Source organism: Streptomyces sp. NPDC018000 (genome assembly GCF_044328025.1).
Lineage (GTDB): Bacteria > Actinomycetota > Actinomycetes > Streptomycetales > Streptomycetaceae > Streptomyces.
Genome location: NZ_JBIRGM010000013.1, coordinates 24,462 through 39,900, shown reverse-complemented (window position 1 = coordinate 39,900; position 15,439 = coordinate 24,462). Strand labels below are relative to the sequence as shown.

General features: G+C 68.9%; 14 protein-coding genes. 6 read left to right on the top strand and 8 right to left on the bottom strand.

Going from position 1 to position 15,439, the window contains the following annotated elements; all coding sequences use genetic code 11:
• Positions 1–145: 145 nt before the first annotated feature.
• Genes pgl through tkt form a run of 5 tightly spaced genes read right to left on the bottom strand, consistent with a single transcriptional unit; the run spans position 146 to position 6,737 of the window.
• Entirely contained in the window at positions 146–928 is a 783-nt protein-coding gene (gene pgl, locus ACH4EW_RS23600; protein ID WP_398259935.1) for a 6-phosphogluconolactonase, read from the bottom strand.
• Positions 925–1,938, bottom strand: a complete 1,014-nt coding sequence (gene opcA, locus ACH4EW_RS23595) for a glucose-6-phosphate dehydrogenase assembly protein OpcA (RefSeq protein ID WP_398259933.1) — start codon at positions 1,936–1,938, stop codon at positions 925–927. The genes pgl and opcA overlap by 4 nt, the downstream gene beginning before the upstream one ends.
• On the bottom strand, positions 1,935–3,467 hold the full coding sequence (zwf, locus tag ACH4EW_RS23590; protein ID WP_398259931.1) for a glucose-6-phosphate dehydrogenase: 1,533 nt from the start codon (positions 3,465–3,467) through the stop codon (positions 1,935–1,937). Before zwf ends, opcA begins: the two co-directional genes overlap by 4 nt.
• A gap of 5 nt (positions 3,468–3,472) precedes the next feature.
• Complete coding sequence (gene tal / locus ACH4EW_RS23585) at positions 3,473–4,615, bottom strand: transaldolase (RefSeq protein WP_398259929.1); 1,143 nt, start codon at positions 4,613–4,615, stop codon at positions 3,473–3,475.
• Positions 4,616–4,649: 34 nt separating this feature from the next.
• Positions 4,650–6,737 (bottom strand): transketolase, encoded by a 2,088-nt coding sequence (gene tkt / locus ACH4EW_RS23580; protein ID WP_398259927.1) that lies wholly within the window; start codon positions 6,735–6,737, stop codon positions 4,650–4,652.
• A gap of 432 nt (positions 6,738–7,169) precedes the next feature.
• Here tkt and ACH4EW_RS23575 point away from each other — a divergent pair, with 432 nt between their 5' ends.
• Both ACH4EW_RS23575 and ACH4EW_RS23570 read left to right on the top strand, forming a co-directional pair.
• On the top strand, positions 7,170–8,123 hold the full coding sequence (locus ACH4EW_RS23575; RefSeq protein ID WP_398259925.1) for a heme o synthase: 954 nt from the start codon (positions 7,170–7,172) through the stop codon (positions 8,121–8,123).
• 116 nt (positions 8,124–8,239) lie between these two features.
• Complete coding sequence (locus ACH4EW_RS23570; protein WP_398259923.1) at positions 8,240–8,596, top strand: hypothetical protein; 357 nt, start codon at positions 8,240–8,242, stop codon at positions 8,594–8,596.
• Positions 8,597–8,728: 132 nt separating this feature from the next.
• Here the strand turns inward: ACH4EW_RS23570 and ACH4EW_RS23565 are convergent, their stop codons facing one another.
• The 3 genes from ACH4EW_RS23565 to ACH4EW_RS23555 all read right to left on the bottom strand — a co-directional run bounded on the left by ACH4EW_RS23565 (position 8,729) and on the right by ACH4EW_RS23555 (position 11,564).
• The gene (locus ACH4EW_RS23565; protein ID WP_398259921.1) at positions 8,729–9,742 is read right to left on the bottom strand and encodes a heme A synthase; all 1,014 of its coding nucleotides are present in this window, start codon (positions 9,740–9,742) and stop codon (positions 8,729–8,731) included.
• A 95-nt stretch (positions 9,743–9,837) separates the two neighbouring features.
• The gene (locus ACH4EW_RS23560) at positions 9,838–10,605 is read right to left on the bottom strand and encodes an ABC transporter permease (protein ID WP_398259919.1); all 768 of its coding nucleotides are present in this window, start codon (positions 10,603–10,605) and stop codon (positions 9,838–9,840) included.
• The gene (locus ACH4EW_RS23555; RefSeq protein ID WP_398259917.1) at positions 10,602–11,564 is read right to left on the bottom strand and encodes an ABC transporter ATP-binding protein; all 963 of its coding nucleotides are present in this window, start codon (positions 11,562–11,564) and stop codon (positions 10,602–10,604) included. Before ACH4EW_RS23555 ends, ACH4EW_RS23560 begins: the two co-directional genes overlap by 4 nt.
• 136 nt (positions 11,565–11,700) lie before the next feature.
• On the opposite strand from ACH4EW_RS23555, the gene ACH4EW_RS23550 reads away from it, so the two are divergent.
• From ACH4EW_RS23550 to ACH4EW_RS23535, 4 genes are all read left to right on the top strand, one after another.
• Positions 11,701–12,450, top strand: a complete 750-nt coding sequence (locus tag ACH4EW_RS23550; RefSeq protein ID WP_398259915.1) for a helix-turn-helix transcriptional regulator — start codon at positions 11,701–11,703, stop codon at positions 12,448–12,450.
• The gene (gene sufB / locus ACH4EW_RS23545) at positions 12,447–13,868 is read left to right on the top strand and encodes a Fe-S cluster assembly protein SufB (RefSeq protein ID WP_398259913.1); all 1,422 of its coding nucleotides are present in this window, start codon (positions 12,447–12,449) and stop codon (positions 13,866–13,868) included. The genes ACH4EW_RS23550 and sufB overlap by 4 nt, the downstream gene beginning before the upstream one ends.
• Before the next feature lie 69 nt (positions 13,869–13,937).
• A complete protein-coding gene (gene sufD, locus ACH4EW_RS23540) occupies positions 13,938–15,119 on the top strand; it encodes a Fe-S cluster assembly protein SufD (RefSeq protein ID WP_398259911.1) in 1,182 nt (393 codons plus the stop codon).
• Entirely contained in the window at positions 15,119–15,436 is a 318-nt protein-coding gene (locus ACH4EW_RS23535) for a bifunctional 3-phenylpropionate/cinnamic acid dioxygenase ferredoxin subunit (protein WP_093899509.1), read from the top strand. The genes sufD and ACH4EW_RS23535 overlap by 1 nt, the downstream gene beginning before the upstream one ends.
• Positions 15,437–15,439 lie beyond the last annotated feature (3 nt).

Below are 15,439 nucleotides of genomic sequence, written 5' to 3'. Positions count from 1 at the left end.
TACTTGTCACTTCGCGGCAGCTTCGGGAGAACAGGGCCGGGTCAGCCGTGCGTCCGATACGCGCCATGGGCCGAGCTGTTCACGCCGCAGGCCCGGCCGCTCCGAAGAGCGAACCGGGCCTGCGTACAACGGTACTGACGACTGTTCAGGGAGAGGCCGGCGGATACAGTGCTCGCGGCAGTCGCGAGGCCGCCGCCGCGTCCAGCAGCCACAGGGTGCGGCTGCGTCCGTACGCTCCGGCCGCCGGGGCCTGGATCTCTCCGGCGCCCGAGAGCGCGATCTCCGCGGCCTCCGCCTTGTCCTCGCCCGCGGCGAGCAGCCACACCTCGCGCGCCGCCCGGATCGCGGGCAGCGTGAGCGAGACGCGGGTGGGCGGCGGCTTGGGGGCGCCGTGCACACCGACGACGGTGCGCTCGGTCTCCCGTACCGCGGGCAGTTCCGGAAAGAGCGACGCGACATGCGTGTCCGGGCCGACGCCCAGCATCAGCACATCGAACGTCGGCACCGGACCGTGGTCCTCCGGGCCTGCCGCCGCGGCCAGTTCATCGGCGTACGCGGCCGCTGCCGCGTCGGCGTCGTTGCCCCAGGGTCCGTCCGAAGCGGGCATCGCGTGCACCCGGGACGGGGTAAGCGGCACCGAGTCCAGCAGGGCCTCGCGGGCCTGCGTGACATTGCGTTCCGGATCGCCCTCCGGCAGGAAGCGCTCGTCGCCCCACCACAGGTCGAGCCGCGACCAGTCGATCGCGTCCCTGGCGGGCGCGTCGGCGAGCGCGGCCAGCAGGCCGTTGCCGTTGCGCCCGCCGGTGAGCACCACCGAGGCGTGACCGCGTGCGGCCTGGGCGTCCACGATCTTCGTGATCAGCCGGGCCGCGGCGGCCAGCGCCATCAGCTCCTTGTCGCGGTGCACGACAAGTTGAGGGGCGCTCACTTCGCCGCCTTCTTGGCCGCGGTCTTCTTCCCGGCGGCGGGGGCGGCAGGGGCGGCAGCGGGCTCGGCCGGCTTCGGCTCCGCCCGTCCGCCGAGCTTCTCCACGCCGAACTTCACCGTCGCCTCGTAGGTGTTGTCCGGGTCCAGGCGCCGCAGCTCCTCGGCGAGCAACTCGGCGGTGTCCCGCCGCTTCAGCGCCACCGCTCGATCCGGCTGGCCCTGCATCGAGAGCGTGGCCAGCGAACCGTCCGGCCGGTGCAGGACGATGACGCCGTTCTTGGTCTCCATCCGCACGGCCGTCAGACCGGGGCCGTCGGACAGGGTGCGCTCCACCGGAACCTTGAGCCGGTCCGCCAGCCACATGGCGAGCAGCTCACAGCTCGGGTTCTCCGACTCGCCCTCGACCGTCGCCGAGACGACCTCGACGTGCTGCTGGTCGAGCGCCGCCGCCAGCATCGAGCGCCAGGGCGTGATGCGGGTCCAGGCCAGATCGGTGTCGCCCGGGGTGTACGACCGGCCGCGCACCGCGAGTTCGTCGCTCGGGTGCTCCGCCGAGTACGCGTCCGTGATCCTGCGCTGGGCGAGCGCGCCCAGCGGGTCCTTCGCCGGGTCGTCGGGCGCATCCTCGGGCCACCAGACCACGACCGGGGCGTCCGGCAGCAGCAGCGGCAGGACCACCGACTGGGCGTGGTTGGCCAGCTCGCCGTGGAGACGCAGGACGACGGTCTCGCCGGTGCCCGCGTCGGAGCCGACCCGCACCTCGGCGTCGAGCCGGGCATCCCGGCGGCTGCGCGGCGAGCGGCTGACCCGCTTGATCACCGCGATGATCCGCGAGGGATGCTCGCGCGAGGCGTCGCCGGCCGACTTGAGAGCGTCGTACGCGTTCTCCTCGTCGGTGACGATCACCAGGGTCAGCACCATGCCGATGGCCGGAGTGCCGATGGCACGGCGGGCCGACACCAGCGCCTGGTTGATCTTGCTGGAAGTGGTCTCCGTGAGATCGATCTTCATGGCCGGCGCCAGCTCCGTCCGTCTCGTGCAAGCATCTCGTCCGCCTCGGCGGGACCCCAGGTGCCCGCCGGGTACTGCGCGGGCTTGCCGTGCTTGTCCCAGTACGCCTCGATCGGGTCGAGGATGTTCCAGGAGAGCTCGACCTCCTGGTGCCGCGGGAAGAGGTTGGCGTCGCCGAGCAGCACATCGAGAATGAGCCGCTCGTACGCCTCCGGGCTGGACTCCGTGAAGGACTCGCCGTAGGCGAAGTCCATCGTGACGTCCCGGACCTCCATGGAGGTGCCGGGCACCTTGGAGCCGAACCGCACGGTGACGCCCTCGTCCGGCTGGACCCGGATGACCAGGGCGTTGCCGCCCAGCTCCTTGGTCGCACCGGACTCGAAGGGCAGATACGGAGCGCGCTTGAAGACGACCGCGATCTCCGTGACCCGGCGACCGAGCCGCTTTCCGGTACGGAGGTAGAACGGCACGCCCGCCCAGCGGCGGTTGTTGATCGTCAGCTTGATCGCGGCGTAGGTGTCGGTCGTCGACTTGGGGTCGATGCCGTCCTCTTCCAGGTAGCCGGGCACCTCCTCGCCGCCCTGCCACGCGTGCACGTACTGGCCGCGCACCGTGTGCTTGCCCAGGTCCTCCGGCAGCTCCACCGCCGTGAGCACCTTGAGCTTCTCGGCGACCAGGGCCTTCGGGTGGAAGGAACCGGGCTCCTCCATGGCGGTCAGTGCCAGCAGCTGGAGCAGGTGGTTCTGGATGACGTCACGGGCGGCGCCGATGCCGTCGTAGTAGCCGGCCCGGCCGCCGATGCCGATGTCCTCGGCCATCGTGATCTGGACGTGGTCGACGTACGACCTGTTCCAGATCGGCTCGAACATCGTGTTGGCGAACCGCAGCGCCAGGATGTTCTGGACCGTCTCCTTGCCCAGGTAGTGGTCGATCCGGAAGACCTCGTTGGGCGGGAACACATCGTGCACGAGCTGGTTGAGCTCCTGCGCGCTCTTCAGATCATGGCCGAAGGGCTTCTCGATGACGGCACGCCGCCAGGAGCCCTCCTTCTGATCGGCAAGACCGTGCTTCTTGAGCTGCTGGACGACCTTGGGGAAGAACTTCGGCGGCACGGACAGGTAGAAGGCGAAGTTGCCGCCCGTGCCCTGTGCCTTGTCGAGGTCCTGGATCGTGGCCTTCAGCGTCTCGAAGGCGTCGTCGTCGTCGAAGTTGCCCTGGACGAAGCGCATCCCCTGGATGAGCTGCTGCCAGACCTCTTCACGGAACGGCGTACGCGCGTGCTGCTTGACGGCGTCGTGGACCTCCTCTGTGAAGTCCTCGTCGTGCCACTCGCGGCGCGCGAAGCCGATGAGTGAGAAGCCCGGCGGCAGCAAGCCGCGATTGGCCAGGTCGTAGACGGCGGGCATCAGCTTTTTACGGGACAAATCACCCGTGACCCCAAAGATGACCAGGCCCGACGGTCCCGCGATGCGCGGGAGCCGTCGATCCTGCGGGTCACGAAGCGGGTTGGCTCCGGGAACACCAGACAAGGTGGTCAGCCCTCCGAAGGAGCGAGGCGCTTGAGCTCTGCCTCGGTCGAGTTGAGCAGGTCGATCCAGGACGCCTCGAACTTCTCGACACCCTCGTCCTCGAGGAGCTGGACGACGTCGTCGTAGGAGATCCCGAGCTTCGCGACGGCGTCGAGCTCGGCGCGGGCCTGCTCGTAGGTGCCGGCGATGGTGTCGCCCGTGATCTGTCCGTGGTCCGCCGTGGCGTCCAGGGTGGCCTCGGGCATGGTGTTCACCGTGCCGGGGGCGACCAGGTCGTCGACGTACAGGGTGTCCTTGTATGCGGGGTTCTTGACACCGGTCGAGGCCCACAGTGGACGCTGCTTGTTGGCGTGCGCCTTGTCCAGGGCGGCCCAGCGGTCCGACGGCTGTGTCGATCCGTCGGCGGAGCCGAACACCTCCTCGTACGCCTGGTAGGCGAGCCGGGCATTGGCGAGCGCCGCCTTGCCCTTGAGCGCCTCGGCCTCGTCGGTGCCGACCGCGTCGAGCCGCTTGTCGATCTCGGTGTCCACGCGGGACACGAAGAACGAGGCCACCGAGTGGATCTTGGACAGGTCCAGGCCCGCGGCCTTCGCCTTCTCCAGGCCCGCCAGGTAGGCGTCCATGACCTCGCGGTAGCGCTCCAGCGAGAAGATCAGCGTGACATTGACGCTGATGCCCTTGCCGATGACCTCGGTGATCGCCGGGAGACCGGCCTTCGTCGCCGGGATCTTGATGAGCGTGTTGGGCCGGTCCACCAGCCAGGCCAGCTGCTTGGCCTCGGCGACGGTGGCAGCGCTGTGGTGGGCCAGGCGCGGGTCGACCTCGATGGAGACCCGGCCGTCCTGGCCGTCCGTGGCGTCGAAGACAGGACGCAGGATGTCCGCGGCATCCCGTACATCGGCCGTCGTGATCATACGGATGGCCTCGTCGACGGTGACCTTGCGGGTGGCGAGGTCGGTGAGCTGCTGCTCGTAACCATCCCCGTGCGAGATCGCCTTCTGGAAGATCGACGGGTTGGTGGTGACGCCCACGACGTGTTGCTCGTCGATCAGCTCGGTCAGGTTGCCCGAAGTGATCCGCTTGCGCGACAGGTCATCGAGCCAGATCGCCACGCCCTCGTCGGAGAGGCGCTTGAGTGCGTCTGTCATGAGAATTGCATCTCCTACTAGTCGTATAACGGCGTCAGCGTGCGGCGGCGGCGAGAGATTCCCGCGCGGCGGCGGCGACGTGCTCGCCCGTGAAGCCGAACTGGCGGAAGAGGACCTTGGCGTCGGCCGAGGCACCGAAGTGCTCCAGCGAGACGATCCGGCCGGCGTCACCGACGTACCGGTGCCAGGTCAGGGCGATACCGGCCTCGACCGCGACCCGGGCCTTCACGGAAGGCGGCAGAACGCTGTCCTTGTAAGCCTGGTCCTGCTCCTCGAACCACTCGACCGACGGCATCGACACCACACGGGTCGGGATGCCGGCGGCCTGCAGCTCCTCGCGTGCCTCGACGGCGAGGTGCACCTCGGAGCCCGTACCGATCAGGAGGACCTGGGCGTCGCCGCCTTCGGCCTCGAAGAGCACGTAGCCGCCCTTGGCCGCGTCCTCGTTCGCCTCGTAGGTCGGGACGCCCTGGCGGGTCAGCGCCAGACCGTGCGGGGTGCCCTTGCCGAACACCTTGGTGTAGCGGCGCAGGATCTCGCGCCAGGCGATGGAGGTCTCGTTGGCGTCGGCCGGGCGGACGATGTTCAGGCCCGGGATGGCGCGCAGCGAGGCCAGGTGCTCCACCGGCTGGTGGGTCGGGCCGTCCTCGCCGAGACCGATCGAGTCGTGCGTCCACACGTACGTCACCGGCAGGTGCATCAGCGCGGAGAGGCGCACGGCGTTGCGCATGTAGTCGGAGAACACCAGGAAGGTGCCGCCGTAGATGCGGGTGTGGCCGTGCAGCGCGATGCCGTTCATGGCGGCGGCCATCGCGTGCTCGCGGATACCGAAGTGGATCGTGCGGCCGTACGGGTCCGCGCTGGGCAACGGGTTGCCCGCCGGGAGGAACGACGACGTCTTGTCGATCGTGGTGTTGTTCGAGCCCGCGAGGTCGGCGGAGCCGCCCCACAGCTCGGGGATGACCTCGCCGAGCTGCTGGAGCACCTTGCCGGAGGCGGCGCGGGTGGCGACGCTCCTGCCCGGCTCGAAGACCGGAAGCCGGTCCTCCCAGCCTGCGGGCAGCTCGCCGGCGGAGATCCGGTCGAACTCGTCGGCGCGCTCCGGGTTGGCGGTGCGCCAGGCTGCGAGCGCCTTCTCCCACTCGGCCCTGGCCTCGCGGCCGCGGTCCAGCGCCTCGCGGGTGTGGGAGATGACCTCGTCGGAGACCTCGAAGGACTTCTCCGGGTCGAAGCCGAGGACCTTCTTCGTCGCGGCGACCTCTTCGTCGCCGAGCGCCGAGCCGTGCGAGGCCTCGGTGTTCTGGGCGTTCGGGGCGGGCCAGGCGATGATCGAGCGGGCCGCGATGAACGAGGGGCGCTCGGTCTCGGCCTTGGCGGCCTGCAGCGCCTTGTACAGACCCGCCGGGTCCAGGTCGCCGCTGGGCAGCTGGTCGACGCGCTGGACGTGCCAGCCGTACGCCTCGTACCGCTTCAGGGTGTCCTCGGAGACCGCGGTCTCCGTGTCGCCCTCGATGGAGATGTGGTTGTCGTCCCACAGCAGGACCAGGTTGCCGAGCTTCTGATGGCCGGCCAGCGAGGACGCCTCCGCGGAGATGCCCTCCTGGAGGCAGCCGTCGCCGGCGATGACCCAGACCATGTGGTCGAACGGAGAGGTGCCGGGGGCCGCCTCCGGGTCGAACAGGCCGCGTTCGTAGCGGGCGGCCATCGCCATGCCCACCGCATTGGCGACGCCCTGGCCCAGCGGGCCCGTGGTCGTCTCGACGCCGTTGGTGTGGCCGTACTCCGGGTGACCGGGGGTCTTCGAGCCCCAGGTACGGAAAGCCTTGAGGTCATCGAGCTCCAGGCCGTACCCCGCCAGGTAGAGCTGGATGTAGAGGGTCAGGCTGCTGTGACCCGCAGAGAGCACGAACCGGTCGCGACCGGTCCAATCGGCGTCGGCGGGGTCGTGCCGCATCACCTTCTGGAAGAGGGTGTACGCGGCGGGAGCCAGGCTCATCGCCGTGCCAGGGTGGCCGTTTCCGACCTTCTGTACGGCGTCGGCGGCAAGGACGCGGACAGTGTCCACGGCCCGCTGGTCCAATTCGGTCCACTGGAGGTCTGTGGTGGTCGGCTTGGTGCTCACCCTGAGTCAGGGCTCCTCTCCACTGTTGTAAACCGGTGACTGTGACCGCACCGGGCGTTGTCGAGCCTACCCTCGTCGGAACAACCATTTTCCGGCTGCTTTCCAGGGTGCAGGCGGCCTGGGGAGTTCGCCTCCCGTATGAGCGCGACGACTCACTTCTGGGCCCTCCGATGAGCGCCTCCCCTTACTTATGCGCCCTCTGATGAGCGTGTCCCTTTACTTGTGTGCCGCTTTTGTTCGTGCGCCACCCACGGGAGGGTGACTCTCGCTCCCAAGTCGCTCCGACGAGCCGGACGCTGTGCTTCCACGCCACTTCAACACGACCCCACCCCCGCGAAGGGCGGCCTGTCCCCAACGTCTACAGTGGTCTGGTTCGCGCAAGTCTTTACTGGGCCTTCACGCCCGGAGCTTGCTGGGATTTCTCTGTCAGGGGTGTGCGTGACGGCCGTCGAGTCCCGACCCGCAGGGGTCGCCTTGACTCCCAGTCCAGGGGGCCATCGCCCGTTCGGGGCCCGTGTCAAGGCATTCGTGGCGCTGACCAAGCCTCGGATCATCGAGCTGTTGCTGATCACCACTGTTCCGGTGATGTTCCTTGCCGCTCAGGGTGTGCCCGACCTGTGGCTCGTGCTCACCACCACCATCGGGGGATACCTCTCCGCAGGTGGTGCCAATGCACTGAACATGTACATCGACCGCGACATCGACGCGTTGATGGACCGTACGTCGCAGCGTCCGCTGGTCACCGGCATGGTGAGCCCGCGTGAGTGCCTGGCCTTCGGGTTCGCCCTCGCGGTGATCTCGACCGTCTGGTTCGGACTGCTCGTCAACTGGCTGTCTGCCGCGCTCGCGCTCGGCGCGCTGCTGTTCTACGTGGTCGGCTACACGATGCTGCTGAAGCGCCGCACCTCGCAGAACATCGTATGGGGCGGTATCGCCGGCTGCATGCCGGTCCTCATCGGCTGGTCCTCCGTGACCAACTCGATGTCCTGGGCCGCGATCATCCTCTTCGCCGTGATGTTCTTCTGGACGCCGCCGCACTACTGGCCGCTGTCCATGAAGGTGAAGGACGACTACGCCCGCGTCGGTGTCCCGATGCTGCCGGTCATCGCCTCCAACCGGGTGGTGGCCCGCCAGATCGTCGTCTACAGCTGGGTGATGGTCGCCGTCTCGCTGCTGCTCACCCCGCTCGGCTACACCGGCTGGTTCTACACGGTGGTGGCGCTGCTGACCGGCGGCCTCTGGCTCTGGGAGGCACACGCCCTGCTCGGCCGGGCCAAGGCTGGGGTGACCGGCGGAAAGCTCAAGGAGATGCGGCTGTTCCACTGGTCGATCACCTATGTCTCGCTGCTCTTCGTCGCTGTGGCGGTCGACCCCTTCCTGAGGTAGTCCCGCTGCCTGAGGCAGTTCTGCCTCATCGACTCCTGCCGTCGGGCGGGGTACGTGGTTCATGCCACGTGCCCCGCCCGTCGCACGTTGGCCTACCCGTCGGTAGCATCCTGAGCATGGCAGAGACGGCAGAGACCCAGGTTGAGAGCGGCAAGCAGGTGGCCCGCGCGGAGCGCAGGGCGGCGAAGCTCGCCAAGCAGATCGGCGCCTTCTCCAAGGCGCACGGCGGCGCGGAAGGACAGCTCGCCTACATCGGGCAGATGGGAACCCGCATCGTTCTCGTGGGCGAGGACGGCGATTGGGGCGATCTGGTCGCCCCGTCTTACGCGATCGCCGAGAGCGCCACTCGGAAGGCCGGGATCACGATGCACGAATCCTTCGACGGCGAGTTCGCCGCGAAGGTCCACACGGGTCCCTACGAGTGGACGCGGATGGCGGGCATCCAGGTGGGCGGCCCGTCCAACAGGGCCTGACCGGACGGACCCTCGTCCCTGCGTACCCGCGCATACGCCGATCGCCGGCCGGGCCCGAAGTCGGGCCCGGCCGGCGATCGGCGTATGCGCGGGGCAGCCGGCGGGTGCCCGGGGGTTCTCCCCGGGCTCGGCTCAGCCCGCCGCGGCCGGCTCCGGCTGCTCGGCGGCGGGGCCGGGCACCGCGGCGACGGCGACCGGGCGCTCCCGCAGCGACAGCAGCACCCGCACGACCGCGATCCACACCAGGCATGAGCCGAGCATGTGCAGGCCGACGAGGATCTCGGGGGTGTTCGTGAAGTACTGGACGTAACCGATCACGCCCTGCCCCATCAGCACCAGGAAGAGATCACGGGCCCGGTGGAGAGGGCCGACCGGTGCGTCCACGGCCTTCAGTACGAACCAGAGCGCGACGGCCAGCGCCACCACGACCCAGGCCAGATCGGCGTGCAGCTGCGAGACCAGCTTCCAGTCGACCGGAATGCGGGGGACGTCGCTGGAGTCGCCCGCGTGCCGTCCGGCGCCCGTGACGACCGTGCCGACCGTGATCAGCAGCCCCGCGGCGACCGCGAGCAGCCAGGCCAGCTGGGAGACCGCCTTGCCCACCAGCGGACGGGGCGCCACGTCGCCCTCACGGACCCGCTGCCAGGTCACCAGCGCGACGGTGAGCAGCGCCGTGGTGAGCAGGAAGTGCGCGGCGACGGTGTAGGGGTTGAGGCCGACCAGCACCACGATGCCACCGAGCACCGCGTTGCCCATGACCACCCAGAACTGCGCCCAGCCGAGCCGGGTGAGGCTGCGGCGCCAGGGCTTCGCGGACCGGGCGGCGATGATCGCCCACCCGACCGCCGCGCACAGGACGTACGTCAGCATCCGGTTGCCGAACTCGATGGCGCCGTGGATGCCCATCTCGCGTGTCGCCGTCAGGCTCTCTTCCGTGCACTTGGGCCAGGTCGGACAGCCGAGTCCGGATCCGGTCAGCCGTACCGCGCCGCCGGTCACGACGATGAGCACGGCCATGACGACGGCCGACATGGCCGCACGGCGGACCGTGCGGGGGGACGGAGTCCACCGGTCGGCGATGAAGGAGAGCGGGTTCCGCGCGGCTTGAGCGATTTCGGCTCGGGTCAGCTTGGGCACGCGCACCATCGTAGGCGGCGGCTTGTGCAAGCTTTCACGAGGGGGACGAGTTACCCCGAACCGTCGATGGACGCGTGCGTTCGGACCGGTCGGCCCCCAGGTCGTTACTCCCAGCGGAAGAGCTTGGCCGCCGCGCCCAGCCCGAGCACCGCCCACACCACGAGGATGCCGAGGTCGCTCCATGGCATCGACGCGCCGTGCTGGAGCACATCGCGCAGGCCGTCGGACAGCGCCGCGATCGGCAGCAGCCCCAGCACCGACTGCACCGCGTCCGGGAACTTGTCCAGCGGCACGATGACCCCGCCGCCGACCAGCAGCAGGAGAAAGACCAGATTGGCCGCGGCGAGCGTCGCCTCCGCCTTCAGCGTCCCGGCCATCAGCAGCCCGAGCCCGGAGAAGGCCGCGGTCCCGAGCACGAGCAGCATCAGGACGGCGAAAGGGTTGCCGTGCGGCGACCAGCCCAGCGCGAACGCGATCACCGTGAGCAGCACCACCTGCAGCACCTCGGTGACCAGTACCGCAAGCGTCTTGGCGGTCATCAGCGCCCAGCGGGGCAGCGGCGAGGCACCGAGCCGCTTGAGCACCCCGTACCGCCGCTCGAAACCGGTGGCGATGGCCTGGCCCGTGAAGGCCGTCGACATCACGGCGAGCGCGAGAATGCCCGGCGTCAGGAAGTCGACGGACTTGCCCGCCCCCGTGTCCACGATGTCGACCGCGCTGAACAGCACCAGCAGCAGCGTCGGGATGATCACCGTCAGCAGCAGCTGCTCGCCGTTGCGCAGCAGCATCCGCGTCTCCAGTGCGGTCTGCGCGGTGATCATGCGGGCCAGGGGGGCGGCACCCGGCTGCGGGGTGTACGTACCGGCGCTCATGCGCGCAGCTCCTTGCCGGTCAGTTCCAGGAAGACATCCTCCAGGGTGTGACGCTCCACGGAGATGCCGGACGGCATCACTCCGTGCTGTGCACACCAGGAGGTGACGGTGGCCAGCAGCTGCGGGTCGATGTCGCCGGTGATGCGGTACATGCCGGGAGCGACCTCGGCAGCTTCCGTGCCGTCGGGCAGCGCCTTCAGGAGGGAGCCGAGGTCGAGACCGGGGTGGCCGGTGAAGCGCAGGGTGTTCTCGGCGCCGCCGCGGCAGAGCGTCTCGGGGCTGCCCTGGGCGATGACCTTGCCCGCGTCGATGACGGCGACGTCGTCGGCGAGTTTCTCGGCCTCGTCCATGAAGTGTGTGGTGATGACGACCGATACGCCGTCGGCGCGCAGCTCCCGTACGAGATCCCAGGTGGAGCGGCGGGCCTGCGGGTCGAGGCCGGCGGTCGGCTCGTCCAGGAAGACCAGCTCGGGGCGGCCGACGACGGCCATCGCCAGGGCGAGCCTCTGCTGCTGGCCGCCGGAGAGCCGGCGGTAGGTCGTACGGCCGCAGCTGCCGAGGCCGAGGCGCTCGATGAGGGCGTCGACATCCAGCGGATCGGCGTGGAGTTTCGCCATGTGGCGGAGCATCTCGTCGGCGCGTGCACCGGAGTAGACGCCGCCCGACTGGAGCATCACACCGATACGGGGGCGGAGCTTCGCGGCGTCGGCGACCGGGTCGAGGCCGAGGACCCGCACCGTCCCGTCATCCGGGCGGCGGTAGCCCTCGCAGGTTTCTATGGTGGTGGTCTTGCCGGCGCCGTTGGGACCGAGGACGGCGGTGACCGCGCCGGTGCGTACACACAGGTCGAGGCCGTCCACAGCGGTCTTGGAGCCGTACCGCTTCACCAGGCCGCGGACCTCGACAGCGAGGTGCGTCGCGGAGCGGCTCGACGGGGGGTGGGCGGGCTCGCTCTTCATGGCCGGTAAGTCTAGGCAGGGGCGGAAAGGGGCCGTCTTCCGGGGCTGAATTAGGTGACCCTAAGTGACGAACTGCACCGTAGATCGTTTCGGACCGTGGTTGTCAGAGCCCGATGAATTACGCAACAATGGCGTTGTGAAATACGGCGAGGTCAGGCGGGGATCACAGCTGGAGGAACTCGCGACCGGCGAGCGCTCGACGCGCAACCGGGTCGCGCGCTCCATCCTGGACCACGGCCCGTCCACCGTCGCCGAACTGGCGCAGCGCCTCGGCCTCACCCAGGCCGCGGTCCGCCGCCATCTCGACGCCCTCGTCTCCGACGGCGTCGTCGAGGCCCGCGAGCAGCGGGTGTACGGGGCGCGGACCAGAGGCCGCCCGGCCAAGGTGTTCGTCCTCACCGACTGCGGGCGGGACGCCTTCGACCAGTCCTACGACAAGCTCGCCGCGGACGCGCTGCGCTGGATCGCCGAGACCTCGGGTGACGAAGCGGTCGTCGCTTTCGCCCGGGCCAGGATCGCGGCCCAGTCCGAGGCGTACCGTGCGGCGATCGAGGCCTCAGGCCCCGAGCAGCGCACCGAGGCGCTGGCCAAGGCCTTGTCCGCAGACGGGTACGCTGCCATGGCGCGTAGTGCGCCCGGCCCGCAGCAGGGCGAGCAGCTGTGCCAGCACCACTGCCCGGTCGCCCATGTCGCCGAGCAGTATCCGCAGCTGTGCGAGGCGGAGACGGAGTTCTTCTCCAGCCTCCTCGGGACGCATGTGCAGCGTCTGGCCACCATCGCCCACGGTGACGGTGTGTGCACGACGTACATTCCGCGCAGCGGCCACTCAGCACCGAAGACCACCCATTCAGCATCTGCAAGCACGGCCGGGAGGAACCCCGCATGACGCTCCCTACGGAGACTGCCCACCCTGAGCTCGAAGGTCTGGGCACGTACGAATTCGGCTGGGCCGACTCCGACGCGGCAGGCGCCGCAGCCAAGCGCGGGCTCTCCGAGGATGTCGTCCGCGACATCTCGGCGAAGAAGAACGAGCCCGAGTGGATGCTGAAGCTGCGCCTCAAGGGCCTGCGACTCTTCGACAAGAAGCCCATGCCGAACTGGGGCTCCGACCTGTCGGGCATCGAGTTCGGCAACATCAAGTACTTCGTGCGGTCCACGGAGAAGCAGGCGGAGTCCTGGGAGGACCTGCCCGAGGACATCAAGAACACCTACGACAAGCTCGGCATCCCGGAGGCGGAGAAGCAGCGCCTGGTCGCCGGTGTCGCCGCGCAGTACGAGTCCGAGGTCGTCTACCACCAGATCCGTGAGGACCTGGAGGAGCAGGGCGTCATCTTCCTCGACACCGACACCGCGCTGAAGGAGCACCCGGAGCTCTTCAAGGAGTACTTCGGCACCGTCATCCCGGTCGGCGACAACAAGTTCGCCTCGCTGAACTCGGCCGTGTGGTCCGGTGGGTCGTTCATCTACGTGCCCAAGGGTGTCCACGTCGACATCCCGCTGCAGGCCTACTTCCGTATCAACACGGAGAACATGGGCCAGTTCGAGCGGACGCTGATCATCGTCGACGAGGACGCCTACGTCCACTACGTCGAGGGCTGCACCGCCCCGATCTACTCCTCCGACTCGCTGCACTCCGCGGTCGTCGAGATCATCGTGAAGAAGGGCGGCCGCTGCCGCTACACGACGATCCAGAACTGGTCGAACAACGTCTACAACCTGGTCACCAAGCGCGCCGTGGCCTATGAGGGCGCGACCATGGAGTGGGTCGACGGCAACATCGGCTCCAAGGTCACCATGAAGTACCCGGCCGTCTACCTGATGGGCGAGCACGCCAAGGGCGAGACTCTGTCCATCGCCTTCGCGGGCGAGGGCCAGCACCAGGACGCCGGCGCCAAGATGGTCCACATGGCGCCGAACACCTCCTCCAACATCGTCTCCAAGTCGGTGGCGCGCGGCGGTGGCCGCACCTCCTACCGCGGTCTGATCGAGATCGGTGAGGGCGCGCCGGGCGCGAAGTCCAACGTGCTCTGTGACGCGCTGCTGGTCGACACGATCTCGCGTTCCGACACCTACCCGTACGTCGATGTCCGCGAGGACGACGTGTCGATGGGTCACGAGGCGACCGTCTCCAAGGTCTCCGAGGACCAGCTCTTCTACCTGATGAGCCGTGGCCTGACGGAGTTCGAGGCGATGGCGATGATCGTGCGCGGCTTCGTCGAGCCGATCGCGAAGGAGCTGCCGATGGAGTACGCCCTCGAGCTCAACCGGCTGATCGAGCTGCAGATGGAGGGCTCGGTCGGCTGACACGGCCCAGCACGGCCTGACGACCGAATCCCCCGACTTTTCACAGAGAAAGCGAGCACTACGACAGCCATGGCTGAGGCTCAGAACATTCCGGCGGGGTCCACCACCACCGGGTCCATCGCGGTGGCCGCCGAGTCGACCGTCGCCACGCGCATGAGCGCGCCCCCGTCCTTCGACGTCGCGGACTTCCCGGTCCCGCACGGCCGTGAGGAGGAGTGGCGGTTCACGCCGCTGGAGCGGCTGCGCGGGCTGCACGACGGCACGGCCCTTGTCACCGGTGGCGGTGTGAAGGTCGCGATCGAGGCCCCCGAGGGCGTCACGGTCGAGACCGTCGGCCGCGACGACTCCCGGCTCGGGAAGGCCGGAACCCCGGTGGACCGCGTAGCCGCCCAGGCGTACTCGTCCTTCGAGCAGGCGTCCGTCGTCACGGTCGCCAAGGAGGCCGTGCTCACCGAGCCGATCCGCATCTCGGTGCACGGCGAGGGCGGCGTGGCCTACGGCCACCAGGTTGTCGAGCTCGGAGCCTTCGCCGAGGCCGTCGTCGTCATCGACCACACCGGTGACACGGTGCTCGCAGCCAACGTGGACTACGTCCTCGGTGACGGCGCGAAGCTCACCGTCGTCTCCGTGCAGGACTGGGACGAGGCCGCAGTCCACGTCGGCCAGCACAACGCGCTGGTCGGCCGGGACGCCTCGTTCAAGTCGATCGTCGTCACCTTCGGCGGTGACCTCGTCCGTCTCCACCCGCGCGTCAGTTACGCGGGCACCGGCGGTGAGGCCGAGCTCTTCGGCCTGTACTTCACCGACAAGGGCCAGCACCAGGAGCACCGCCTCCTGGTCGACCACAACACCCCGCACTGCAAGTCCAACGCCGCCTACAAGGGCGCGCTCCAGGGCGACGGCGCACATGCGGTGTGGATCGGTGACGTACTCATCCAGGCCAGGGCCGAGGGCACCGACACCTACGAGATGAACCGCAACCTCGTCCTGACGGACGGCGCGCGGGTCGACTCGGTACCGAACCTGGAGATCGAGACCGGCGAGATCGTCGGCGCCGGCCACGCCTCCGCGACCGGCCGCTTCGACGACGAGCAGCTCTTCTACCTGATGTCCCGCGGCATCCCGGCCGAGGAGGCCCGCCGGCTCGTCGTGCGCGGCTTCTTCGCCGAGCTCGTCCAGCAGATCGGTCTGCCGGACGTCGAGGCGCGGCTGCTCGACAAGATCGAGACCGAGCTGAAGGCTTCCGTCTGATGGCCTTCGTCAAAGCCTGCGCGCTGAGTGAGCTGGAGGACGACACCCCGAAGCGGGTGGAGCTCGACGGCATCCCGGTGTCCGTCGTCCGTACCGAGGGCGAGGTGTTCGCGATCAACGACATCTGCTCGCACGCGAACGTCTCACTGTCCGAGGGAGAGGTCGAGGACTGCATGATCGAGTGCTGGCTGCACGGCTCCAGCTTCGACCTCCGCACCGGCAAGCCGTCCGGCCTTCCCGCGACGCGCCCCGTCCCCGTATACCCCGTCAAGATCGAAGGGGACGATGTGCTCGTCTCCGTCACCCAGGAGTCCTGAGTC